The following is a 22,843-nucleotide window of genomic DNA, read 5'->3' as shown; positions in this document are numbered from 1 at the left end:
ATCTCGTGAGGGCGGGAAGGGCGTGTGATGCCCGGCCCGGGGTCGCGGCGAGGCTGCCGCGACCCCAGGCCTTCGAGCGGTGTTGCGTTACTTCAGGTTGAGCAGGGCGTCCAACTTGCCGTTGTACTCCTGCGCGAGGGCCGTGAGGTCCTTGGCGTCGCGAATCTTGGCGAAGAACTCCTCCATGATGTTCTGCGACTCGATCGCGGCCCAGCCGGGTGCGGCGGGCGTGAGCTTTGCGTTTTGCGCGGACTCGATCAGGGCCTGGGCGAACTGGTCGTCCCCGAGCGAGGACACGTAGTCGGAGTTGGCCGGGCCGAGCCCTGCCGCGCCGAGCATGTTCTGGTACTCCGCGGAGAAGATGATCCGCATGAGCTCCTTGGCGAGTTCCGGCTCCTTGGACGTGGCCGAGATGCCGATGTTGGATCCGCCCGCGAAGACCGGGGCGGCCCCGCCATCGACGCCCGGGAGGGCGAATACGCCGAACGTGTCGTCGTTCCATTCACGAGCCGGCTGACCGTCATCGCCGGTCACGAGGTCGCCGATGGACCAGTGAGCCCAACCCGGAGCCATGATCGTGGCCGCGGACAGCGAGAGCTTGTCGGTGACCTTGCCGTCTTCGTCCTTGACCTCGTCCGAGTCATTGATGAACTGGTACTGGTTGGCGTCCTTGGCATCGTTCGGCGCGTTGGACGCGTTCTTGTACAGTTCCTGCAACTGCTGCAGGCCCTTAAGGGATTCGGGGGAGTCGAGGGTGGCCTTCCACGTGCCGCCCTCGTTCGTGGCGATGTCACCGCCATTGGCGAAGATCCAGGAGATACCGTTGCGCCAGTCCTGACCGCCGAGGTAGAAGCCCGAGAACTTGTCGATACTCTTCGGGTTCTCCTTGGCGATAGTGGCGACGGCGGAGTCGAACTCGGCCAGCGTCGTGGGCACCTCGACGCCCGCGGCCTTCCAGATGTCTTTGCGATAGAACACGTAGCGGGAGCCGAAGTAGTACGGCAGCGTGTAGTTCTTCCCGTCGACCTTGCCGGCCTCGACGAATCCCTGGAGAAGCTTGTCACCGCCCAGTTCCTCGTACATGTCGGAGATGTCGAGGAACGCGCCGACGTTCGTGAACGTGGGCGACTGCGTGTTGCCCATCTCGGCGACATCGGGAGTGTTGTTCGCGTCAGGCAGTGAGGTCGTCAGCTTCGTGACGAGGTCGCCCCAGCCCTGCTCCTCGATGACCAGCGTGGCGCCGGTCTTTTCGTTGAACGTGGTCTTGAGGTAGTCCCGCAGTTCGTCGTTGGTGTCGCCGCCGGCAAGCCAGAGCTTGATCGTCTTGCCCGCGTTCGCACCGGGATCGGGCGATTCGCTGGTCGTGTTGCCCGGCGCGGAGGACGAGGTTTCGTCTCCGGATCCGCAGCCGGTCAGGAGCAGTGCAGACGCCGCTGCCAGGGCGGTGAGGCCCGTGAGCACTTTCTTCATCGGATTTCCTTTCGGTGTGCGTAGCCGGCGTCTGCCGGTCGCAATTGTGGGGCGGAGAGGCCGTCAGCTCACTCCGAGTCGGTCCTGCAGGACGAGGGCGGCCGCACCGCGTAGAACGAGATCGCGGCCTTGCGAGCTTGAGCGGATGGTGAGGGTGTCGTGAGAGTCGGGCATGGTGCGGCGCCGGACGATCTCCAAGGCCGCGTCGGTCAGTGTGCCCTGGACGAGTTCCTCGGGTCCCGCGATGACGACCTCGGTGAGGTTGAGGGCGCCGACCACGGGCGCAAGCGCCACCCCGAGCCGCTGACCGGCCTCCCGCAGGACCGCTTCGCGGCCCTGCTCCCCGGCCGCCGCGAGCGCCGCCGTGAGGTTGGGGACCGACAGCCAGTGCTCCAACACCTGGTCGCGCGAGTAGGGCGCGTCGAGGCCGAGGTCGGTTCCGACCATGACTTGGCCGATCTCACCGGCAGCGAACCGGCTACCGGGGACGAGTTGCCCGTCGACGATGATGCCGGAGCCGAGACCGTGGCCGATCGCGATCAGCATGAGGTCATCGCTGGCCTCGTCGGCGCTGTGCTCGGCGAGGGCGGCGGCGTTGGCGTCGTTCGCCACGACCGTCGGAATCCCGGTGAGCTCCTCGAGTAGATCCTCAAGCGGCTCGTCTTTCCAGCCGAGGTTGGGTGCGGTGCGTACCGTGCCCAGATCGTCGACGACACCGGGCGTGCCGACGCCCAGGCCGAGGATCGGGACGGTGGTGTGGCTCGCCAACTGGTTGGCGAGCCGTGCCGCGAGCTCCGTAGCCTCACGGCCTCGTTCGGTAGTGAGCGGAACTTCGGAACTGTGCAGGATCCCGCCACTGAGGTCGAATACCGCGCCGCGCAGGATGCGGTGGTCGCTGAGATCCAGGCAGACGACGGCGTGGGATTGGCGGGCGATGTCGATGAGGACCGCAGGTTTTCCGGGCCCGGACGATTCCTGGGTGCCCAGGGTGCGAACCAGGCGTTCGACCATCAAACCGGAGACGAGGTCGGAGACCGTCGCCTTGGTCAGCTTGGTCGCGCGGGCAACGTCCGCCCTGCTGATCGGTCCCTGGCGATATAGCGTTTGCAGAACCAGGGTGCGGTTGTGCCAGCGGCTGTCGCCGGGGAGGGACTTGGTCCTGAGGCGATTGCGCCGCGCCGCACGGGCCGCGCGGGAAGCCTCGTCAACGGGGCTGAGTTCGAACTGGGTGCTGTCATGTGTGACCTTCGTCATGTAAGTTAGTACAGCGCACAAACTAATTGTCGGCAAGCCCAAACCGAAAAGTTCTTCGGATCGGATGCGAAATCATGCCAGAATCCGTCGGCAACGGCCCGGGTGCTGCCGAGGCGTGGACGTATTCGGGCGACCAGGCCCGCGTCCCATCCTGAGGAGGAGCCATGCAAGTCGTGATCGTCGAGCAACCCGGTGACGTGGCAAGCTTCGCGGCCAGCCGGATCTCGGACGTCGTCGCCCGGGTCGCAGCGTCGGGAAAACGCGCCGTACTCGGCGTCGCCACCGGCTCGTCGCCGCTGGGGACGTACCGGGCGCTCGCCGAACTCGTCTCTCGGGGCCACCTCGACACGACCGGGGTCAGCGCCTTCGCCCTGGACGAGTATGTGGGGCTCGACTACGCGCACCCGGAGAGCTACCACAGCGTGGTGACGCGCACCGTCACCGAGCCGCTCGCGCTCGACCCGCGGCGGGTGCACGTTCCGGATGGACTGGCGGACGATCTCCCGGCCGCGTGTTCCCGCTACGAGGAGCAGATCCGCGCCGCCGGGGGCATCGACGTCCAGTTGCTCGGCATCGGCGCCAACGGGCACATCGGCTTCAACGAGCCCACCTCGTCCCTGAACTCGCGCACGCGTCTCAAGACGCTCGCCAAGCGGACCCGGGACGACAACGCGCGATTCTTCGATTCCCCCGATCAAGTGCCGATCCACTGTCTTACCCAAGGGCTCGCGACCATCCTCGATGCCCGCCAGGCGCTGCTCGTCGCACAGGGCGTGGGTAAGGCAGAAGCGATTGCGGCCGCGGTCGAGGGGCCCGTGTCCGCCATGTGCCCCGCCAGCGTGCTGCAGTTGCATTCACATGCGACCGTGGTCGTGGACGAGGCAGCCGCATCGCGGCTGCGGCTACGGGACTACTATTCCTACGTGCTCACCAACCTGCCGTCCGGCGACCGGTAGTCCGCCATGTCCTCGCCGAGAACCATCATCCGGGCCGCGCGCATCGTGGGATCGGACGCGATCTACGAGCCTGGCTGGATAGTGAGCGAGGGAGGGCTCGTCCTCGAAATCGGGACCGGAGACCCGCCAGCCGCGGATGCGGAACTGCTGGACCTGCCGGGGGCGACCCTGGTGCCGGGGTTCGTTGACATCCACACTCACGGCGGCGGTGGCGGAACATACGCGGGCAGCGATCGCGACAGCGCGGTCCTCGCGCGCAGCGCCCACCTCACGAACGGGACCACGACCACCATGGCCTCGCAGGTCACCCAGAGCCCCGCGGAACTCCTGGCAGGCGTGCGCATGCTCGCGGATCTGGCGCGCGAGGGCGTCATCCGCGGGATTCACCTGGAAGGCCCCTGGATCAGCCCCGCGAAGAAGGGGGCCCACCCGCTCCAATTCCTGCGCGACCCCGATGCGCGCGAGATCGACGCGCTGCTGACAGCCGGCGATGGGGCGATTCGCATGGTCACCCTCGCCCCCGAACTCCCGGGCGCGATCGCGGCCATCGGGCGGTTCGTCGAGGCGGGCGTGCGCGTGGCGATCGGACACACCGACGCCGACTACGACACGACCCGCCGGGCCATCGATGCCGGAGCCACAGTGGCCACGCACCTGTTCAACGCGATGCGACCGCTCGGCCACCGCGAGCCCGGCCCGATCCTCGCACTGCTGAGCGATCCGCGGGTCGTCGTGGAACTGATCGCAGACGGCGTGCACACTCATCCCGACCTCGTCGCCTGGGTCCGCCGGATCGCGGCGCCAGGCCGTGTCGCGTACGTGACAGATGCCATGTCGGCCGCCTGCATCGACGACGGGGACTACCTGCTCGGTGCGCTGGACGTCGAGGTGCGCGGGGGCGTTGCGCGTATCGCAGGGACGGGCACGATCGCCGGCAGCACGACGACCATGGCGGATTCCTTCCGCGCCGCGCTTCGCGCTGAACCCGGTGCGGCCACCGAGAACGAGTTACTCGCCGCCGTCCGCGTGACCGCCACGACGCCCGCCGCCGCGATGGGCTGGGAAGACGTCGGGGACCTTTTCCCCGGCAAGCGCACGGACGCGGTTGCGCTGGAACCGAGCGGGCAGGTGCGGACCGTCCTCCTTGGCGGGACCGTCGTCGAATAGCCGATTCCCGGCTTGCTGAGTGCCGGTGTCCGTCCCTTCCGCTACTGTCGTTTTAGGAGGACAAAACGGACATGACTGAACTTGCAATCGAGGCGCGCGGGCTGGAAAAGATCTTCGGCTCCACGCGAGCGGTGGACGGGCTCGACCTGGCGATCGCGCGCGGGGGAGTCCACGGGATCCTGGGCCCGAACGGCGCGGGTAAGACGACGACGATGCGAATCCTTGCGACGCTCCTGCAGCCCGACGGCGGTCAGGCGCGAGTGCTGGGACACGATGTGGTGCGCGAGGCGGGCCGGGTGAGGCGCGCGGTTTCGATGACCGGCCAGTTCGCCTCGGTCGACGAGGACCTGACCGGACGGGAGAACCTGGAGATACTCGGAGCGCTCGCCGGGCTCGACCGGGCCGTAGCGCGCCGCCGCGGCATCGATCTGCTCGACGCATTCGGCCTGGGCGACGCCGGCGATCGGCAGGTCAAGAAGTACTCGGGGGGAATGCGACGGCGGATCGACATCGCTGCGAGCATCGTCGTGACCCCCGAACTGCTGTTCCTCGATGAGCCGACGACCGGTCTCGACCCGCGCAGCCGCGGCGAGGTGTGGGACATCGTGCGCGCTATGGTGCGCGCGGGAACCACGGTCATCCTCACGACCCAGTATTTGGACGAGGCCGACCAGTTGGCCGACACGATCTCCGTGATCGATCACGGCAAGGTGATCGCGGAGGGTACGCCAACGCAGCTCAAGGCATCGGTCGGCGCCGGTTCGGTCACCGTCCGAGTGGTGGACCCGGCCGATCGCGACCGCGCGCAGCAACTGCTCGCCGAACAGTTCGGTGCGCAACCGGACCTGTCCGCGGACCCGCATGCGCTGAGCATCAACGTGGGCAAGAACAGGGGCGTGTCCGCCGCGCTCGGTGCACTGGAGTCCTCGGGCATCCAGATCGCCGAGTTCGCGTTCGGCCAGCCGACCCTCGACGAGGTGTTCCTCACCCTCACCGGCCACGCGACGGCGAAGGACGCTGACCAGGAGGACGCAGCATGAGCGCCGAAAGTGCCGTCGACGACGAGGCGCAGGTCGCCTCGGCGCCCAGCCAGGCAGCCATCGCCAACGTGCTCGCCGCCGGAATCCGACCCGAACCAGCGGGTCCCTTCCGGGCATCCCTCATCTTCGGCCGCCGGGCCCTGCTGAAGATCAAGCACGTCCCCGAGCAGCTCTTCGACGTGACGGTGTTCCCGATCATGTTCACCCTGTTGTTCACCTTCCTGTTCGGCGGGGCACTCGCGGGCTCAACAGGCGCGTACATCCAGTTCCTCCTCCCGGGGATCATGGTCCAGGGCGTCATCATGATCACGATGTACACCGGCACCACGCTACGCACCGATGTCGAAAAGGGCGTCTTCGATCGGTTCCGCTCCCTCCCGGTCTGGCGACCCGCCGCTTTGGTGGGCATGCTGCTGGGCGACGCGGTCCGCTTCACCATCTCCGCCGCCGTCACGTCCTTGCTGGGCCTTGCGCTCGGTTGGCGGCGCGGCGGCGGATTCGCAGGAGTGGTCATCGGCGTGCTGCTGATCCTGATCTTCGCATTCTCGCTGGGGTGGATCTGGACGTTCCTGTCGTTGCTGCTGCGCACATCCAACGCCGTCATGGGCGTGTCGATGATGATCATCACGCCGCTGACGTTCGGCTCGAACATCTTCGTCGACCCCGCCACGATGCCCGGCTGGCTGCAGGCCTTCGTCAACGTCAACCCCGTCTCCCACCTGGTCAGCTCAGTGCGGGCGGTCATGGGCGGCACGCCGGTGGGTGACCATGTGTGGCTCGTCCTGATCTGGTCCGCCGCGCTCGTCGCGGTGTTCGGCACCCTGTCCATGTGGCGCTATCGCGACGTCCGCTGACCTGCCACGATAAGGACCATGACCGATCCCAGCGCCACCGGCAGCGAGTTCGCCGCGATCGAAGCCGAACGACTTCTGACGGCACTCGAGGCGGCGGGCACTCCACTGACGCGGCTCGAGGTGGCGGCGGAGGCCTCGTCCACGAATGCGATCCTGCTCGCCGGGATCGCCGCGGAGGGCAGCGGCTGGATCGCCCCCTGCGCGTTGATCGCCGAGCACCAGTTCGCCGGGCGCGGCAGGCACGACCGCACCTGGGTCACGCCTCCGCGCGTCGCGCTGACCGCATCGGTCGCCGTGCCCGTTCCATCCGGTCTCCCACCCACCCTGCTGCCGCTGATCGCCGGTCTGGCGACCTGCGGGGCGGTCCGCGAGGCGACCGCGCTGCCCACCGGGCTCAAGTGGCCCAACGATGTCCTGATCCAGCCCGCGTACGCCGCCGATACGCCGTCGTTCGGCCGCTGGCGCAAGGTCGCGGGCATCCTGGTGCAGTTGGCTCCGGGTCGGCCGCGCGATTCCGCCATCGCGGTTGTCGGCATCGGCCTCAACGTGCACCAGGCGCAGGCCGAATTGCCCGTCCATCATGCGACATCGCTCGACGCGGCCATGGAGGTCACGCCCGGGGCTGCCTCGCCGCGCCGCGCCGACCGGACCTCGCTCGCAGTGGGGGTGATCGGCCGGCTACTCGATCTCCTCGGGACGGCGCGCGAATTCGGCACGGATCCCGTGCTCGACCTGCTTGCGGCCGAGACGCTGACCCTTGGGCAGTACGTCCGAATCGAGGCGGTGGGAGGCGAACCGCTGGCGGGGCGGGCCATCGGGCTCGGGCCCGCGGGTGAGCTGGCGATTCGGCTGCCCGACGGGGCGATTCGCACCGTGTACGAGGGCGACGTCCACCACTTGCGATGACGCCCTATCCGGGTTTCGGCGCGCCCAGTCCGTTCGTGATCTGGATCACTAAACAATGCGGCGTGCCCTAGACTTCAGGGTGTGCAGAACTCAGATCCGCTCGACTCCGCCGAACTGTCTCAGGCGTCGGCGCGGCGGATCGCATCGAGGCTGGACCAGGAGATTCTGGGTGAGCAGCGCGTGCTCACTGCCAGCGAACTCGCCGAGAGCGCGGGGGTGGATGAGCGCTTCGTCCGGGACTACTGGCAGTCGCTCGGGCTACCGATCGCCGGGGAAAATCGCGTCGCATTCACGAACGCAGACGCCGACGCCGTACGCGAGATCGCCGAGGCCGCGCGGGAGCAGGGGTGGGACGAGGCTACCGTCCGCACGCTCGTACGTTCCGTCGGGCACACGATGGACCGCATCGCGCTGTGGCAACTCGAAGCGCTGGTAGACAACGTGGCCCGCATGGAGGGCCTGACCGATGTCGCCGCCCGCTTCAAGGTGATGCACAACCTGCCCGACCTGCTCCCCGTGCTGGAGTCCCAGCTCACTCACGCATGGCGCCGCCAGTTGGCGGTCTGGGCGGGGCGGTACGTGATCGAATTCGCCGGACAGGACTCGTCCACGAACCTCGACAGCGAACTCCCGCTCCCGCGCGCGGTGGGATTCATCGACATCGTGCAGTTCACGCAGCGCACCACGCAGCTGGGGTCGCACGACCTCGCCGTGTTCGTGCAGAACTTCGAGGCGAAGGCGCGGGACCTGGTCACGGACCATGGCGGACGAGTCGTCAAGACCATCGGCGACGCGGTGATGTTCATTGCGGACGAGGCGCGCCAGGGCGCGGAGATCGCGCTCGCCCTCGCGGAGCGGTGGCGTGAACCGCACCTGGAGGTCGACGGCAAGCCGGTTGCGGTGCGCATCTCGCTGGTGTGGGGGCGGGTGCTGTCCCGATTCGGCGACGTGTTCGGACCATCGGTGAACCTGGCCGCGAGACTCGTCGCCCTCGCCGAGCCGGGTGACGTACTCATCGATCCCGAGACCCGTGATGTGCTCGCGGGCAATCCTGACTACCTGCTCACGGCGGGGCAGCCGCAGTCGGTGCAGGGCGTGGGGATCGTCACGCCCTGGTCCCTGGCGCGGTCGTAGGCGAGCGGATGGCGACGCGGCGTAGCGCACGCCGTCCCATCGGACGGGAATCCGCACGCGACGGATTCGTCTACCATTTCCGCGGCCGCACTATCACCGACCCCCGGGAACTCGAGCGAATTGAATCGCTGGCGATTCCCCCCGCCTGGCAGCAGGTCGAGATCGCCCGCTCACCGAAAGCCAAGGTGCTGGCCGTCGGGATCGATGCGGCCGGTCGGCGGCAGGCAATCTACAACCCCAGCTTCCGGCGCCGCCGGGATCGGCAGAAATTCGCCCGCATGATCGACTTCGGTGAGGCGCTGCCTGAGCTGCGGGCCCGGGTCGACAAGGATCTCGCCAGCCGCCGCCTCTCCAAGGCCAAGGCGGTCGCGTGCGTGGTGAAACTCCTCGACGAGGAGAACTTCCGCGTCGGGAACCGGCAGTATTCTCGCCGCCACGGATCGTACGGCGTGACCACGCTGCGGCGCGAGCACGTGCGCGTCACCAGGTCGCGCATCTATTTCGACTACACCGGCAAATCGGCCAAGCATCACCAGCATTCGCTGCCCGATCCGCGCCTGGCGCGCGCGGTGGGCAGGCTGCTGGAACTGCCTGGGGAAGCCGTATTCAAGTACCGCACCCGCAGTGGCCGGATCAACGAGGTGACGAGCAAGCACATCAATGCCTACATCAAGAAGCACGCCGGATCGCGGTTCTCGGCCAAGGACTTCCGGACGTGGGGGGCGACGCGTCTGGCCGTCGAGTTCATGCGCTCGACGCCGGTGGCTGAGAAGGACGAGGCCTACGCCGCGCACATGGTGGCGTTCGTGGCCGATCGACTCGGAAATACCCCGGCGGTGGCGCGGGGTTCCTATATCCATCCAGTCATGCTGCAACTCGCCGAGGCGCAGGACGGTCCCGCGCAGGTTGCGGATGCGGGTCGCAAGAGGCGCGCGCGCAAGCGCTTCAGCGTCGCCGAGCAGTGCGCGCTACAACTCCTGGGCGAGCACTCGACGTAGGAGTCTGCCGCGGCCACCACACTGCATGTCGCGAGGTGCAGGTTCCGGTCCGACAGCCACTCCCGTAAGTCACCGATCCGACAACTGTCGCTATCGACGCCGTCCGCCCAGTCTCGCGGCGATGAGGCGGTTCACGGCTTCATCGATTGTCGTCTCGTCCTTCACGAAGGTGAAACGCAGCAGCGAGCGGAACGGCCCGTCCGAGTCGCCCGGCCGGCACAGCGCGGAGACGGGAATGGCGGCGACGCCGGCGAGGGCCGGAAGGCTGCGGGCGAGTTCATCGCCATCCGCAAAGCCCAGAGGCGCGCCGTCCGCGACGATGAAGTAGGTGCCATCGGGCTCGATCACCGAGAAGCCCGCCTCCTGCAGGCCCGCGCTCAGCACATCGCGCCGATGCTCCAGCGACGCCGCTAGCGCCGCGGGGAACTCGTCGCGCCCCAGACCCCAGGCGATCGCGGGCTGGAACGGCGCGCCGCCCGCGAAGGTCGTGAATTGACGGACGGTCTGAACCGCACCGACCAGGTCCGCGGGCCCGGTGACCCAGCCCACCTTCCAGCCGGTGAACGACATCGTCTTGCCAGCCGATGAGACGGTCAGAGTTCGTTCGAACATTCCTGGTAGCGAGGCGATGGGCAGGTGTTTTGCCGCGCCGAACACCAGATGCTCATAGACCTCGTCGGTGATGACCAGCAGGTCGTGGCGCGCCGCGAAGTCGGCCAGTCGCATCAGTTCGTCCGGGGTCAGCACCATTCCGGTCGGATTGTGCGGGGAGTTGAGGAGCAGCACGCGGCTGCGCGCGGTCGCGGCCCGTTCAAGCGCGGCGAAGTCGATGGCGAAGCGCAATGCGCCATCCGTGCCGGGTTCGTCTGCGCGCGCGGGGCGCAGTGTCAGCGGTACCGCCACGTGCACGCCGCTGGCCATCGCGATCACCGCAGGGTACGAGTCGTAGTACGGCTCGAAGGTGATGACCTCGTCGCCAGGTTCGACCAGTGCAATGACGGCCGCCGCGATGGCCTCGGTAGCTCCTGCCGAGACGATGACCTGCGTGGCAGGATCGAGCGCGAGGCCGTACCGGCGCCCTTGATGCTCCGCGATGGCCTCGCGCAGGGCGGGAACACCGGTGGCGGGCGGGTATTGGTTGCGGCCATCGTCGATGGCGCGCTTGACGAGATCCTTGACCTCGTCCGGCCCGTCGGTGTCCGGGAAGCCCTGGCCGAGGTTGATCGCACCCGTCGCGTTCGCCAGCGCGGACATCTGGGCGAAGATTGTCGGTTGCGGATCCCCGGACGGGCTCAGCAGGCCAGCGGCGGCGGCCACGCGCTGCCATCGCTGGCCCATCGGAACGCCGCGGGATGTGGCGCCGGCCGCGCCGGGCACGAGCCCGGCCACGGCTAGTCGGCCTCGTCCGGGCTGGGTGCCACGTACACCTGCATGCTGAACGGCGCGACCGTCACGGTCGCGCCGCCGGGTATGCCTGGGGCGGCCGAATCGATGTCGGACGGGCGCTCCAGCGCCGAGTCCCAGGCGAGGGACCATTCGCGGACGGTGACGGGCTGACCGGCCAGCGAGACCGAGATCTCGTCGAGGGAGCCGTTGATCACGAGCAGAACGTGCGCGTCGTCGCCTACGCCGCGCCGCAGCATCTGCAGGGAACGCAACTCGGACGAGTTCCAATCCTGGTGCGTGAGCGTCTTGCCGCCCGCGCAGTACCAGGTCAGATCCACCTGATGCGGCATCTCACCGTCGCGCGGAGCACCGAGGAAGAAGTTGTCGACGCGTAGCGCCGAGTGCGTGCGTCGCAACGCCGAGAGGTGGCGCACAGTGGCAAGCAGATCGCGCTGCCAGTCGCCCAACTCCCACGACACCCAAGAGATGTCGTTGTCCTGGCAGTAGGCGTTGTTGTTGCCGCGCTGCGTGCGACCGAACTCGTCGCCGGCCGTGATGAGTGGCGTTCCCGCGGACAGTAGGAGCATGCCCCACAGGTTGCGCAGCGACTTGCGGCGGGCGGCCGAGACGTCGGCACCCTCCGCGCTGCTCGACTGCGCGGCGACCGGTCCCTCGGCGCCATGGTTCCAGGAAAGATTGTTCGTGGTCCCGTCGCGGTTGTCCTCGCCGTTGGCGAGGTTGTGCTTGTCGTTGTAACTGACCAGGTCGCGCATCGTGAAGCCGTCGTGGGCGGTCACATAGTTCATGGACGCGACGGGACCGCGTAGTAGCGGGGGATCGGACATGCCGAACAGGTCGGCGGATCCTGCGAGCCGGGTCGCAAGTTCGCGGAAGCCCGAGGTCGGCCCGTCGTGGGTGGCTGCGCCGAGGTCGTGCAACCAGAAACCGCGCACCGCGTCCCGGAACCGGTCGTTCCACTCGGCGAATGGTGGCGGGAACTGGCCCGTGCGCCAGCCGCCGGGTCCGATGTCCCACGGCTCGGCGATGAACTTGGTGCCGGCGAGGACGGGATCGGTCTGCAAGGCGACCAGGAACGGGTGGTAGCGGTCGAATCCGTCCTGACCGCGCGCGAGCGTCACCGCCAGGTCGAAGCGGAAGCCGTCCACGCCGATCTCGTCCACCCAGTAGCGCAGCGAGTCCAGCGCCAGTTGTACTACGCGCGGGCGCCGAAAATCGAGGGAGTTGCCGGTTCCCGTCACGTCGGCGTACCGCGATGGCGACCCGCCGTCGTGCAGGTAGTACATCTCGTTGTCGAGGCCGCGCCAGCCCAACGTCGGGCCATCGACCCCGCCCTCGCACGTGTGGTTGTAGACAACGTCGAGGACGACCTCGATGCCCGCCTCGTGTAGCAGGTGGACCATTCCACGGACCTCGTGTAGCACGGCGGTCGCCCCGCCCGCCTGGGCCTCGGCCGTGGCGTAGCCGGGATGCGGTGCGAAGAACCCCAAGGTGTTGTAGCCCCAGTAGTTTGCCAGGCCCAAATGGTCCAGGTGCGTCTCGGACGCGAAGGCGTGGATCGGAAGTAGTTCCAGGGTCGTCACACCGAGCGACTTCAGGTGGTCGATGACAGCTGGGTGCGCCATGCCCGCGTAGGTGCCGCGCAACGGCTCGGGAACGGCATCGAACTGCTGAGTGAAGCCCTTGACGTGCGCCTCGTAGACCACGGTTTCGGACCAGGGCACACGTGGGTGGTGAATGTTCTCGTGAGCGGCCAGCGGTTCCACGATGACGCTGTGGGGGACGAACTCCGCGCTGTCGCGCGGGTCCGCCTCACCGAACGGGTCACCCTTGCCGACCTCCGGCGTCACGAAGTCACGCGTCTCCGGGGCGTTCACCAGGTCGCCGGCAAAACCGCGGGCGTAGGGATCGATCAGCAGTTTTGCTGGGTTGTGGCGTCTGCCTTTCGCGGGATCCCAGGGGCCGTGAACGCGGAAGCCGTATCGCTGTCCGGCCTCGATTCCGGGGATGTGACCGCTGAAGACGCCCCAGTCGCGGTGCGGCAACTCGAAGCGGCGCTCACTGACCTCGCCGTCCGTCACGTCGATGGCGCAGAACTCGACCTTGGTGGCGTGGCTCGCGACGACCGCCACGTCGACTCCGTCCTCCGACAGGTAGGCGCCGAGCCGCGGAGCACGGTCGTGAGTGGGCAAAAACGCTTCAGACATACCGACTATTGTCCCGCATTCCGACATTGCGCCCGAACTGAGCTCCGCCGAACCCGGGCCAGGTCCTATTCGCGGTATCGTTTTGGGTGATACCCCAAGGAGTTATAGCGATGCGTGTGCTCGTACCGGTGAAGTACGTTCCAGACATTCAGGCTGACCGCCGATTCGGTGAGGACGGTCGCGTGGTGCGCACCCTGTCGGAGGGAACGCTCAACGAACTCGACGAGGTCGCGGTCGAGGCCGCGCTCCGAGTCGTTGAGGGCATTGCGGGCACCGCCCGCGAGGAGCACGAGGTCGTCGCCCTCACCGTGGGTCCGCAGGACGCGGATCTCGCCTTGCGCAAGGCGTACCAACTGGGTGTCGACCGGGCGATCCGCGTGACCGATGACCGAATTGCCGGGTCGGACTACTTCTCGACAGCGGCAGTCCTGGCCTCCGCTGTGCGTTACGTAGATGGGCAGACCCCCGTCGATGCCGTGATCACCGGCATGGCAGCGCTCGATTCCCTCGGTTCCGTCATTCCCGCCCTCCTGGCCGCGGAATTGGACTGGCCGCAACTGCTCCTCGCCCGCAGCCTCAAGATCGAGGGCGGCAGCGCTGCAATCGAGCGGGAGCTCGACGGCGTTACCGAGTCACTCACGGCCGAGCTCCCCGCCGTCGTGTCCGTGACGGATCACATCGCGGCACCCCGGTACCCCAATTTCTCGTCGATCATCGCGGCGCGCACCAAGCCGATTGACTCTCTTTGCGTTGACGACCTGGACATCGATCCCGCGCTCGTCGGCGACACTGCGGCCCGCACGAGTGTGACTCGAGCCGCGCCGCGGCCCGAGAAGGAGCCTGTGATCATCCACATCGACAAGGGAGACGGCGGGCAGGCGCTCGCCGACTTCCTCATTGCGCGCGGCCTCGTCTGAGACGGCGCGACCCCCACTAGATCTTTGCCAAAAGGAATCTCACGAAGATGACGAGCCAGCACACCGTCGCGGTACTGATCGATCACGCCGACGGGCCGTTGCACTCCCCGGTACGCGAACTCCTGACGATCGCGCGCGAACTCGGCCACCCCGTCGCCGTGAGTTTCACGCCGGTGAGCGACGAGGCCCGGCGGGACCTCAGCACCCTGGGTGCCGAGGAACTCGTGATCGTCCAGCTCGATGCCTCGCATCACCTGACGCCGGTCGCGGCCGAGGGCCTCGCGGCCGCGGTCACAGATATCGGTGCCGACATCGTGCTCGCCTCAACGACGTTCGAGAACCGCGAGATCGTGGCCCTTGCCGCGCGGCAGCTCGGTGCCGGACTCGTGGCCGATGCGAGGCCCGAGTTGACCACCGACGGCAAGATCGTCGCCTTCAAGCGCGTGTTCGCGGGCACCTGGGACGTGTGGGCCGAGTTCAGCACCGGCATCGCCTTCTTCACTGTGCGCGCGAACACCGTCCAGGCCAGCGAGATAGACCCCGTGCAGTTTGCGGAGCGGACGATCCAGGTTGCCTCGTCCTCCCGCGCGAAGGCGGCCCGGCTGGAAGCGCGCGAGTACCATCCGGGACACGGCGAGGCCGGCCCCGCGCTCGCGGAGGCGGCGTACGTCGTGGCTGGCGGCCGAGGAACCCTGGGCGATTTCGAGCCGGTTCACGACCTTGCCGACGCACTCGGCGGGGCCGTGGGCGCGACCCGGGACGCGGTCGACGAGGGTTGGGTCGATCACGATGCGCAGATCGGCCAGACCGGCGTGACCGTGGCGCCGCGCGTCTACATCGGCGCTGGTATCTCGGGCGCCCCGCATCATCGTGGCGGCATGCAGGCCTCGCAGACCATCATCGCGGTCAACACCGACCCTGAGACTCCGCTGTTCGAGATTGCCGACTTCGCCGTCGTGGGCGACCTTGCCGACGTCTTGCCGCAGGCCGCCCGCGCAATCCGGGAATACCGGACGCGGAAATAGTGTTGATGACCGTGCCCCGTCCGCGCCCTGGCGCGCGACTTCGCCGGATACCGAAGCGGTAGCAATGACCCCCACGTACCTCGATCACGCGGCCACCACGCCCATGCGGCGGGCCGCCATCGAGGCGTACGCCGAGGCTGCCACGCTGGCCGGGAACGCCTCGTCGCAGCATGCCCAGGGCCGCCGTGCGCGGCGCGTCGTCGAGGAGTCCCGCGAGCAGATCGCCGCGCTCCTCGGATCGCGGCCGTCCGAGATCATCTTCACCTCGGGTGGCACTGAGGCGGACAATCTCGCGATCAAGGGCGTGTTCCTCGCGCAGGCGCAGCGCGGCCGTAAGCGGGTTGTCATCTCCGCGGTCGAGCACCACGCCGTCCTCGACCCCGCGCGCTGGCTCCAGGTGCACGAGGGCGGCGAGGTCACGATCTCGCCTGTGGACGCCGCCGGCCGACTCGACCTTGACGAGTTCGCCGCCACCCTTCGCGCGTCGTCAGAGCGGACCGCCGTAGTTTCCGTCATGTGGGCCAACAACGAGACGGGGACTATTCAGCCGATTCCAGCCGTCGTGGACCTGGCGAGCCGCTATGGCGTGCCCGTTCACAGCGACGCGGTCCAGGCTATCGGCACGCAACCTGTGGACTTCGGCGCGAGCGGGCTGAGCGCGATGACCGTCGGGGCGCACAAGGTCGGCGGGCCCGTCGGCGTCGGGGCACTGGTGGCGCGCCGCGACCTGCCACTGACAGAACTGACCTCGGGCGGGGGCCAGGAGCGCTCGGTGCGCTCCGGCACGCTGGACGTCGCCGGCGTCAGGGCGTTCGCCGTCGCGCTGGAGGAGACGGTACGCGAACGCGCGGCCGAGGCCGAGCGCGTGGCAGCACTGCGCGACCGCCTTATTGCGGGTGTCCGCGAGCAAGTCTCCGGGGCGCAGTTGCGCGGAGTGGATCCCGCTACGGACCCCACGGGGCGGCTCGCTTCGATCGCTAACTTCACCTTCGCGGGCTGCGAGGGGGATTCCTTGCTGTTCTCCCTGGACTCGCGCGGGATCTGCGCATCGACCGGCTCGGCCTGCCAGGCTGGCGTGCCGCAGGCGTCACACGTCCTGCTGGCCATGGGCATCGACGAGGATACGGCACGCGGCGCCCTGCGCTTCTCGCTCGGTCACACCTCGACTGAGCAGGACGTGGACGAGTTGCTCGCCGTCCTTCCCGAAGCCGTCGCCCGCGCCCGCAGCGCCGGCCTGACCACGCGGGCCAACAAGCCCCTGACAGCGGTGGAGTCCTGATGCGCGTCCTAGCTGCAATGTCCGGAGGCGTCGACTCGGCCGTCGCCGCCGCTCTCGCCGTGGAGGCGGGCCACGATGTCGTCGGCGTCCACATGGCGCTCAGCAAGAACCGGAACCAGTTCCGCACCGGCTCGCGCGGCTGCTGCTCGATCGAGGATGCCTCGGATGCGCGCCGAGCCGCGGACATTATCGGCATCCCGTACTACGTGTGGGATCTGTCCGATCAGTTCGAGGAGACGGTCGTCAAGGACTTCCTCAGCGAGTACGCGGCCGGCCGCACGCCTAATCCTTGCGTCCGCTGCAACGAGCACATCAAGTTCGAGGCGCTGCTGGACAAGGCGGCCGCGCTCGGCTTCGATGCCGTCGCCACCGGCCACTACGCCCGGGTCGAGACGGTTCAGCGCGGCGATGGCTCGGTCGAGCGCCAGCTCCACCGTTCCCCGAACGAAGCCAAGGATCAGTCATACGTGCTGGCCGTGATGGGCCCGGCCCGGCTCGCCAAGGCGATGTTCCCGCTGGGCGGCTTCGCCACGAAGGACGAGGTCCGCGCCGAGGCCGCGCGCCGGGGCCTGTCCGTGTCCAACAAGCCCGACTCGTACGACATCTGCTTCGTGGCCGACGGCGACACCCAGGGCTTCCTGCGCGATCGCCTGGGCGAACAGCCCGGGGAGATCCTCGACACCGACGGCAACGTGCTGGGGGAGCACCGCGGCGCCTACTCGTACACGGTCGGCCAGCGCAAGGGCCTTGCCATCGATCGCCCTGCGGCAGACGGCCGCCCGCGGTACGTGCTCGGCGTCGAGCCGTCGCGTGGCCGCGTCATCGTCGGGCCCGCCGAGTTGTTGACCGTCAACACGATCGACTGCGACGAATCGTTCTGGTTCGCTGGCGATCTCGCGGATCGCGCCGTGACCGAGCCGGTGGGTGGCCTCGTCCAGATCCGCGCACACGCCGAACCCGTCCCAGCCGAGGTCCGCGTGACTGGTGAGGGCCGACTGACTGCGCGCCTGACGGGGCAGACGCTCCGGGGTGTGGCCGCGGGCCAGTCCCTCGTGCTGTACGACGGCACGCGCGTCCTCGCGCAGGGCACGGTTGCGGCCGCGCGCCGCGAACCGTGATCCGCGTCACGGGGCTGGGTCTGGTGCCAGGCGCCGACCCGCTCGAGGCGCAGTTGGCGGTTCTGGACGAGCTCACCCACGCTGCCGCCGGGCAGGGGATTGGCCTGCCGTTCGAGGTCCAGCTGGCCCGCAGCGCGGACGATTCCGTCGCTGCCGTCGCGCGCGCTTGCGCGATGCTCGACCAAGTGTTCGCCGAGCGAGGTCCGCATGGATGGAAACTCGCCGATCGTCCCGGACTCGATCTTATGAGCGAGCGTCGCTGGCTCGACAGTCAGGACGAGGCCGTTCAGATCGCCCTGTCCGGATATGACGGCGGGCTCTCGGTATCGGGCCTCGGTCCGATCACGCTCGCCGCACGGGTCTACCTGGCGCGGGGCGACCTCGCGGTCTCGGATCCGGGGGCGATCAAGGAGATCGCGCACGCCTACGCCGAAGGGCTCGCGACGCATGTCGCACGGCTCCGCGAACACGTGCCCGGTGCCGGTCCGATAGAGGTGCAGTTGGACGAGCCGCTCCTTGGCGCCGCTATGGCTGGGGTGCTGCCCAATTTCTCGGGCATGGCCAGGATTCGCAGATTGTCCAGGGATGTCACCGACCAAATCCTGCACATCGTGACCGATCGGTTGTCCGAACCGGTGACGGTGCACCTCGGTGAGTCAATGGTGGGTCTGGACGCGGTGCGTACCGCGGGAGTCGCGGGCGTTGGGCTCAACGTGGGGCAGTGGGACCCGGCGCGCTGGGCCGCCATTGCCGAGTGTATTGAGGCCGGGACACCCGTGTCCTGGGGAATGCCGGCGCCGCGGTTCTCCCAATGCTCTGGCCCGCAGATCGTGGAACTGGCCGACAAGTTGTGGCAGCCGTGGCGACGAATCGGCCTAGCGGTTTCGGGCCTTTCCGCGTGCTCCATGGTGGATCAGGCGCGAAGCCGGCCGCACACCCTCGGGCAGGTGCGCGACCGGCTTGCGTCGCTCGTCAAGGTCGCGGAGATCCTGACGGAGCGGCTCGACTGAGTCCCGCCGCGGCGAGGCCGGCGCGCCCCGCGCCCGAACTCACGCGATGGCGACGGAGAACTCGTCCCCTCCCGTGAAATCGGGCGCGGGCCCCTGGATTCCAGCGCCTCAGATGACGCCGAGCGCGAGCATGGCGTCGGCTACGCGAACGAAGCCCGCGATATTGGCGCCGAGCACGTAGTTGCCGGGCGCGCCGTACTCCTCCGCGGTCTCCTTGCACTGGCTGTGGACGTTGATCATGATCTGCTCGAGCCGGTCTGCGGTGTGCTCGAACGTCCAGGTGTCGCGCGACGCGTTCTGCTGCATTTCCAGCGCTGACGTCGCCACACCGCCCGCGTTCGCGGCCTTGCCCGGCGCGAACAGGATGTCCGATTCGTGCAGCAGGTTGACGGCTGCGGGAGTGCAGGGCATGTTCGCGCCCTCGGCTACCGCGAGGCAGCCGCCGGCGATCAGCGATCGCACGTCGGCCTCGTCGAGCTCGTTCTGCGTGGCGCAGGGGAGGGCGACCTTGACCCCGCCCGGCTCCCGCGCGACATCCCAGACCTTGCCGGTGGTGCGCAGTTCGGCACGTCCGCCGCGGCGGACGACGTAGTCGGCAATGCGCCCCCGCTCGATCTCCTTGATCTGCTTGAGCAGGTCGAGGTCGATGCCGTCCGGGTCGTAGACGTAGCCCGAGGAATCGGACACTGCCACGACGGTGCCGCCGAACTGCTGGACCTTCTCGATCGCGTAGATCGCGACGTTGCCGGACCCGGAGACGATGACGCGGGCACCGTCGAATGACGCATTGCGCGTCGCGAGCATCTCGCGGGCGAAGATGACTGTGCCGTAGCCGGTCGCCTCGGTGCGCGCCAGCGATCCGCCCCACGCCGGTGATTTTCCGGTGAGGACGCCTGATTCGTAACGGTTCCCCAGGCGCTTGTACTGGCCGAACAGGTAGCCGATCTCGCGGCCACCCACGCCGATGTCGCCGGCCGGGACGTCCGTCTCGGCTCCGATGTGACGGTGGAGTTCAGTCATGAAGGACTGGCAGAAGCGCATGACCTCAGCATCTGATTTGCCCTTGGGGTCGAAGTCGGAGCCGCCCTTGCCGCCACCGATGGGCAGTCCGGTGAGTGCGTTCTTGAAGATCTGCTCGAAGCCGAGGAACTTGATGGTGCCCAGGCGGACGGAGGGGTGGAAGCGCAGGCCGCCTTTGTACGGACCGAGCGCCGAGTTGTACTGAACTCGGAAGCCGCGATTCAGCTGGACGCGACCGGCATCATCAACCCACGGCACGCGGAAGATGATCTGGCGCTCGGGTTCGCAGATGCGCTCCAGGATGGCCGCGTCGAGGTACTCGGGGTGACGCTCGACGACCGGCGCGAGCGAGTCCAGGACCTCCTTTGCGGCTTGGTGAAACTCCAGTTCTCCGGGGTTCCGACGTAGGACTGTGTCGTACGTGGCGGAGACGGACTGGGCGGCAGTGGACATCTTTGATCCCTTGACTTGAAGGAGCCTCGCCGCAGTTGGCTGCAGCGAGGCAACGTGACAGTAACTTTGTTGTAACGCGACTGTAATTTTCGCCGCTGGGAGGGCGGGGGTCAAGTGCGCCGCTAGGCGCCGCTCGCCGATCGAGGCGTGGGCGCGGCGGGTCCCACTGCGCGTTGATATGATGAAATTATCAATTCATCATTCTGCTGAGCTCCCGCTCGAACCTGCCCGTGAGGCCCACTCGTGTTCCAAGACTCCGAACGACCCTTGTACGAGATCAAAGCGAATCTCTTCAAGGGCCTGTCCCACCCCTATCGCATACGAATTCTGGAGATTCTGGCGACCGCGTCCCTCGCCGTGAGCGGGCCTGGAGAGGTGGCTGTCGCAGACATCCTCACCGAAACTGAACTGGAGGCCTCCCACCTGTCGCAGCACCTGTCCGTACTGCGCAGGCACCGCCTCGTTAGGTCGCAGCGCCGGGGGTCAACCGTGTACTACCGGCTTGCGTTTCCGGAGGTCGCGGATCTGCTTCGGGTCGCTCGTTCGCTGCTCGGCGAGATCCTCGAAGAGACGAAGGACCAGCTCGATACCGCCGGAGTTCTGCGATGAAGCAGTTTCTCACGGGCGCCTCTGCCATGCTCCCGAACCGGTCCGACTATGCGGGTCTGGGCCGAACCTGGCGCAGTGACGTCGTGGCGGGGATCACGGTGGGCATCGTTGCCCTGCCGCTCGCCCTGGCATTCGGGGTGAGTTCGGGCGTGGGCGCCGAGGCGGGCCTGGTCACCGCGATAGTCGCGGGCATCGTCGCGGCGGTCTTCGGCGGGTCGAACGTGCAGGTCTCGGGGCCGACGGGCGCGATGGTGGTGGTTCTCGGCCCGGTCGTCGCCGCGCATGGAGCCGGAGCCGTGGTAATCGTGGCGGTGCTGGCCGGCATTGTGGTGTGCGTTGCCGGGGTGCTTCGACTAGGCCGGACGGTGACGTACATCCCGTGGCCGGTCATTGAGGGGTTCACCGCGGGAATCGGCGTCATCATATTCCTGCAGCAGGTTCCCACGGCGCTCGGAGTGGGCCCCAGCGGGCATCACTCCACGAACGCGGGAGTCGCAGCGGCGCAGTCCGTGTCGCAGGCGCGCTGGCCGGGAGTTTTGGTGCCGCTGGCCGTCGTGGCCGCGGTGGCGATTGTCATGGGGCTGGCGGCGCGTCTGGCGCCCAAGGCGCCGGCATCCTTTATCGCCATCGTGGTGGTTAGTGTGGCGGCCATCGCATTCGATCTGCCGCTCGCGACGATCGGTGAGTTGCCGCAGTCACTGCCCGCGCCGCAGCTGCCGGCCGTCAACCTCCACATGATCTCGTCGCTCGCCGGGCCCGTGTTTGCTGTCGCGGCCCTCGCCGCGATCGAATCGCTGCTCTCGGCCCGAGTCGCCTCGTCGATGTCCGATACCGGTCCGTACAACGCGGATCGCGAACTCGTGGGACAGGGGCTCGCCTCCGTCTTTTCGGGCATCTTCGGTGGAATGCCCGCCACGGGTGCGATCGCGCGCACCGCGGTGAACGTGCGCTCGGGCGCCCGCACGCGGCTCGCGGCTGTCGTGCACGCACTGGGGCTTGTGGCGGTCGTCTATCTGGCTGCGCCACTTGTCTCGCGGATCCCGCTCGCCGCACTGGCGGGAGTTCTGATGGTCACCGCCTGCCGGATGATTGAGATCAGCGTCATTCGACAGGTGCTGGGCGCAACACGCTCGGCAGCGCTCGTATTCGGGGTGACCGCGATCGTGACCGTCGGCTTCGACCTGATCGTGGCCGTGGCGATAGGGGTCGCGGTCGCTGCCTTCTTTGCTTTACGAGCGCTCAGTCGCACCTGCGGAGTGCGCCGCGAGGAGATTCCTGGGCCTGCTCGGTCGGGGGACGAGCGCATCGCCATCTTCCGCCTCGATGGGTCGCTTTTCTTCGGGGTCGCGGACCGCGTGATGCAGCGCGTGGCCGACCACGGGGGCGTGGACATCGTCATCCTCCGGCTGTCGCACCTGCAGCACGTCGATGCGACCGGGGCCCATACGCTGGCAGAAATCGTCCAAGCCCTGGAGCGTGCGGGCGTGACCGTCTTCATCAAGGGGATCAGGCCCGGCCACCTGCAGGTGATGACGCGCGTCGGCGCCCTTGACGCGCTGCGGCATCCGAATCACCTGTTCGATGATCTCGAAGCGGCGGTTGCTGCTGCGCGCGGTCACCTGGTGCACACCGGCTAACCAGCGCGCGGCCGCCGTGGCGACTGACGGCCACCTGCGCCAACACGCGCGATGGGCCGCCCGCCTCGCGAAGCCCGCGCTACTCATAAGTCTGTAGACTCATATGTGGCGCGTGCGTGACCGTATGGGTGTGACCGGAGAACTGCAACGTACCGTGGGACAGAACCTGCGCAAGTACAGGCAAGAACGTCAACTTTCGCAGGAAGAACTCGCCGAGGTGCTGGGCGTCCATCGGACCTATATGGGCGGTGTGGAACGCGGAGAGCGCAACTTGACGCTGCAATCGGTCGAGCGCATCGCCACCCGGCTGGGTATCGATCCTCGCGAGTTGTTCGAGAAGGGGTAGTCCGCGACGGCGCGCCGCCTCGATGTCAGAGGGTTGGTA

Annotated in this window: 20 protein-coding genes; 15 read left to right on the top strand and 5 right to left on the bottom strand. The window is 67.9% G+C overall.

Features of this window, described 5'->3' with window-relative positions; translation table 11 throughout:
* Nucleotides 1-87: 87 nt before the first annotated feature.
* Both FB461_RS06895 and FB461_RS06890 read right to left on the bottom strand, forming a co-directional pair.
* Nucleotides 88-1,470, bottom strand: coding sequence for an extracellular solute-binding protein (locus FB461_RS06895; RefSeq protein ID WP_142120148.1), 1,383 nt, complete (start codon nt 1,468-1,470; stop codon nt 88-90).
* Between the two features lie 63 nt (nt 1,471-1,533).
* Entirely contained in the window at nt 1,534-2,724 is a 1,191-nt protein-coding gene (locus FB461_RS06890; RefSeq protein WP_142120146.1) for an ROK family transcriptional regulator, read from the bottom strand.
* 164 nt (nt 2,725-2,888) lie between these two features.
* On the opposite strand from FB461_RS06890, the gene nagB reads away from it, so the two are divergent.
* From nagB to FB461_RS06855, 7 genes are all read left to right on the top strand, one after another.
* Nucleotides 2,889-3,680: a glucosamine-6-phosphate deaminase gene (nagB, locus tag FB461_RS06885; protein WP_142120144.1), complete on the top strand. Its 792-nt coding sequence runs from the start codon at nt 2,889-2,891 to the stop codon at nt 3,678-3,680.
* 6 nt (nt 3,681-3,686) lie between these two features.
* Nucleotides 3,687-4,847: an N-acetylglucosamine-6-phosphate deacetylase gene (gene nagA, locus FB461_RS06880; RefSeq protein WP_142120142.1), complete on the top strand. Its 1,161-nt coding sequence runs from the start codon at nt 3,687-3,689 to the stop codon at nt 4,845-4,847.
* A gap of 71 nt (nt 4,848-4,918) precedes the next feature.
* A complete protein-coding gene (locus tag FB461_RS06875; RefSeq protein ID WP_142120140.1) occupies nt 4,919-5,887 on the top strand; it encodes an ATP-binding cassette domain-containing protein in 969 nt (322 codons plus the stop codon).
* Nucleotides 5,884-6,741, top strand: a complete 858-nt coding sequence (locus tag FB461_RS06870; RefSeq protein WP_142120139.1) for an ABC transporter permease — start codon at nt 5,884-5,886, stop codon at nt 6,739-6,741. Before FB461_RS06875 ends, FB461_RS06870 begins: the two co-directional genes overlap by 4 nt.
* Before the next feature lie 18 nt (nt 6,742-6,759).
* Nucleotides 6,760-7,647 carry a biotin--[acetyl-CoA-carboxylase] ligase gene (locus tag FB461_RS06865; RefSeq protein WP_142120137.1) on the top strand — a complete coding sequence of 296 codons (888 nt, stop codon included), beginning with the start codon at nt 6,760-6,762 and terminating at the stop codon, nt 7,645-7,647.
* Between the two features lie 81 nt (nt 7,648-7,728).
* Entirely contained in the window at nt 7,729-8,781 is a 1,053-nt protein-coding gene (locus tag FB461_RS06860) for an adenylate/guanylate cyclase domain-containing protein (RefSeq protein WP_246046060.1), read from the top strand.
* A gap of 8 nt (nt 8,782-8,789) precedes the next feature.
* Nucleotides 8,790-9,779: a DNA topoisomerase IB gene (locus tag FB461_RS06855; RefSeq protein ID WP_142120135.1), complete on the top strand. Its 990-nt coding sequence runs from the start codon at nt 8,790-8,792 to the stop codon at nt 9,777-9,779.
* A gap of 90 nt (nt 9,780-9,869) precedes the next feature.
* Here the strand turns inward: FB461_RS06855 and FB461_RS06850 are convergent, their stop codons facing one another.
* The gene (locus tag FB461_RS06850; protein WP_342776117.1) at nt 9,870-11,168 is read right to left on the bottom strand and encodes an aminotransferase class I/II-fold pyridoxal phosphate-dependent enzyme; all 1,299 of its coding nucleotides are present in this window, start codon (nt 11,166-11,168) and stop codon (nt 9,870-9,872) included.
* Between the two features lie 2 nt (nt 11,169-11,170).
* Nucleotides 11,171-13,390, bottom strand: a complete 2,220-nt coding sequence (gene glgX / locus FB461_RS06845) for a glycogen debranching protein GlgX (RefSeq protein WP_142120133.1) — start codon at nt 13,388-13,390, stop codon at nt 11,171-11,173.
* Between the two features lie 110 nt (nt 13,391-13,500).
* Between glgX and FB461_RS06840 the strand changes: the two genes are divergently transcribed.
* The 5 genes from FB461_RS06840 to FB461_RS06820 all read left to right on the top strand — a co-directional run bounded on the left by FB461_RS06840 (nt 13,501) and on the right by FB461_RS06820 (nt 18,739).
* A complete protein-coding gene (locus FB461_RS06840) occupies nt 13,501-14,307 on the top strand; it encodes an electron transfer flavoprotein subunit beta/FixA family protein (RefSeq protein ID WP_142120132.1) in 807 nt (268 codons plus the stop codon).
* 47 nt (nt 14,308-14,354) lie between these two features.
* Entirely contained in the window at nt 14,355-15,332 is a 978-nt protein-coding gene (locus FB461_RS06835) for an electron transfer flavoprotein subunit alpha/FixB family protein (RefSeq protein ID WP_142120130.1), read from the top strand.
* A 64-nt stretch (nt 15,333-15,396) separates the two neighbouring features.
* Complete coding sequence (locus FB461_RS06830) at nt 15,397-16,611, top strand: cysteine desulfurase family protein (RefSeq protein ID WP_142120128.1); 1,215 nt, start codon at nt 15,397-15,399, stop codon at nt 16,609-16,611.
* Entirely contained in the window at nt 16,611-17,729 is a 1,119-nt protein-coding gene (gene mnmA, locus FB461_RS06825; RefSeq protein ID WP_142120126.1) for a tRNA 2-thiouridine(34) synthase MnmA, read from the top strand. Before FB461_RS06830 ends, mnmA begins: the two co-directional genes overlap by 1 nt.
* A complete protein-coding gene (locus FB461_RS06820) occupies nt 17,726-18,739 on the top strand; it encodes a uroporphyrinogen decarboxylase/cobalamine-independent methonine synthase family protein (RefSeq protein WP_142120123.1) in 1,014 nt (337 codons plus the stop codon). Before mnmA ends, FB461_RS06820 begins: the two co-directional genes overlap by 4 nt.
* A gap of 108 nt (nt 18,740-18,847) precedes the next feature.
* Here FB461_RS06820 and gdhA read toward each other — a convergent pair whose 3' ends face one another.
* Entirely contained in the window at nt 18,848-20,212 is a 1,365-nt protein-coding gene (gene gdhA, locus FB461_RS06815; RefSeq protein WP_142120121.1) for an NADP-specific glutamate dehydrogenase, read from the bottom strand.
* 243 nt (nt 20,213-20,455) lie between these two features.
* Between gdhA and FB461_RS06810 the strand changes: the two genes are divergently transcribed.
* The 3 genes from FB461_RS06810 (at nt 20,456) to FB461_RS06800 (ending at nt 22,804) form a co-directional block, all read left to right on the top strand.
* Nucleotides 20,456-20,821 (top strand): ArsR/SmtB family transcription factor, encoded by a 366-nt coding sequence (locus FB461_RS06810; RefSeq protein ID WP_142120119.1) that lies wholly within the window; start codon nt 20,456-20,458, stop codon nt 20,819-20,821.
* Nucleotides 20,818-22,458, top strand: a complete 1,641-nt coding sequence (locus FB461_RS06805; protein WP_142120117.1) for a SulP family inorganic anion transporter — start codon at nt 20,818-20,820, stop codon at nt 22,456-22,458. The genes FB461_RS06810 and FB461_RS06805 overlap by 4 nt, the downstream gene beginning before the upstream one ends.
* Before the next feature lie 130 nt (nt 22,459-22,588).
* Nucleotides 22,589-22,804 carry a helix-turn-helix domain-containing protein gene (locus FB461_RS06800; protein ID WP_211349847.1) on the top strand — a complete coding sequence of 72 codons (216 nt, stop codon included), beginning with the start codon at nt 22,589-22,591 and terminating at the stop codon, nt 22,802-22,804.
* The last annotated feature ends 39 nt before the right edge of the window (nt 22,805-22,843 follow it).

It is taken from the genome of Rarobacter faecitabidus (genome assembly GCF_006716265.1).
GTDB classification, from domain to species: domain Bacteria; phylum Actinomycetota; class Actinomycetes; order Actinomycetales; family Cellulomonadaceae; genus Rarobacter; species Rarobacter faecitabidus.
The sequence above is the reverse complement of the archived record's forward strand: the minus strand, read 5'-3'. Positions and strand labels throughout refer to the sequence as shown.

Excerpts from the sequence above, each read along its gene's own strand:
- mnmA (WP_142120126.1), top strand. The coding sequence starts at position 16,611 with ATGCGCGTCCTAGCTGCAATGTCCGGAGGCGTCGACTCGGCCGTCGCC.
- gdhA (WP_142120121.1), bottom strand. The coding sequence starts at position 20,212 with ATGTCCACTGCCGCCCAGTCCGTCTCCGCCACGTACGACACAGTCCTA.
- FB461_RS06840 (WP_142120132.1), top strand. The coding sequence starts at position 13,501 with ATGCGTGTGCTCGTACCGGTGAAGTACGTTCCAGACATTCAGGCTGAC.
- FB461_RS06895 (WP_142120148.1), bottom strand. The coding sequence starts at position 1,470 with ATGAAGAAAGTGCTCACGGGCCTCACCGCCCTGGCAGCGGCGTCTGCA.
- nagB (WP_142120144.1), top strand. The coding sequence starts at position 2,889 with ATGCAAGTCGTGATCGTCGAGCAACCCGGTGACGTGGCAAGCTTCGCG.
- FB461_RS06805 (WP_142120117.1), top strand. The coding sequence starts at position 20,818 with ATGAAGCAGTTTCTCACGGGCGCCTCTGCCATGCTCCCGAACCGGTCC.
- FB461_RS06890 (WP_142120146.1), bottom strand. The coding sequence starts at position 2,724 with ATGACGAAGGTCACACATGACAGCACCCAGTTCGAACTCAGCCCCGTT.
- FB461_RS06870 (WP_142120139.1), top strand. The coding sequence starts at position 5,884 with ATGAGCGCCGAAAGTGCCGTCGACGACGAGGCGCAGGTCGCCTCGGCG.
- glgX (WP_142120133.1), bottom strand. The coding sequence starts at position 13,390 with ATGTCTGAAGCGTTTTTGCCCACTCACGACCGTGCTCCGCGGCTCGGC.
- FB461_RS06855 (WP_142120135.1), top strand. The coding sequence starts at position 8,790 with ATGGCGACGCGGCGTAGCGCACGCCGTCCCATCGGACGGGAATCCGCA.
- FB461_RS06865 (WP_142120137.1), top strand. The coding sequence starts at position 6,760 with ATGACCGATCCCAGCGCCACCGGCAGCGAGTTCGCCGCGATCGAAGCC.
- FB461_RS06835 (WP_142120130.1), top strand. The coding sequence starts at position 14,355 with ATGACGAGCCAGCACACCGTCGCGGTACTGATCGATCACGCCGACGGG.
- FB461_RS06875 (WP_142120140.1), top strand. The coding sequence starts at position 4,919 with ATGACTGAACTTGCAATCGAGGCGCGCGGGCTGGAAAAGATCTTCGGC.
- FB461_RS06830 (WP_142120128.1), top strand. The coding sequence starts at position 15,397 with ATGACCCCCACGTACCTCGATCACGCGGCCACCACGCCCATGCGGCGG.
- nagA (WP_142120142.1), top strand. The coding sequence starts at position 3,687 with ATGTCCTCGCCGAGAACCATCATCCGGGCCGCGCGCATCGTGGGATCG.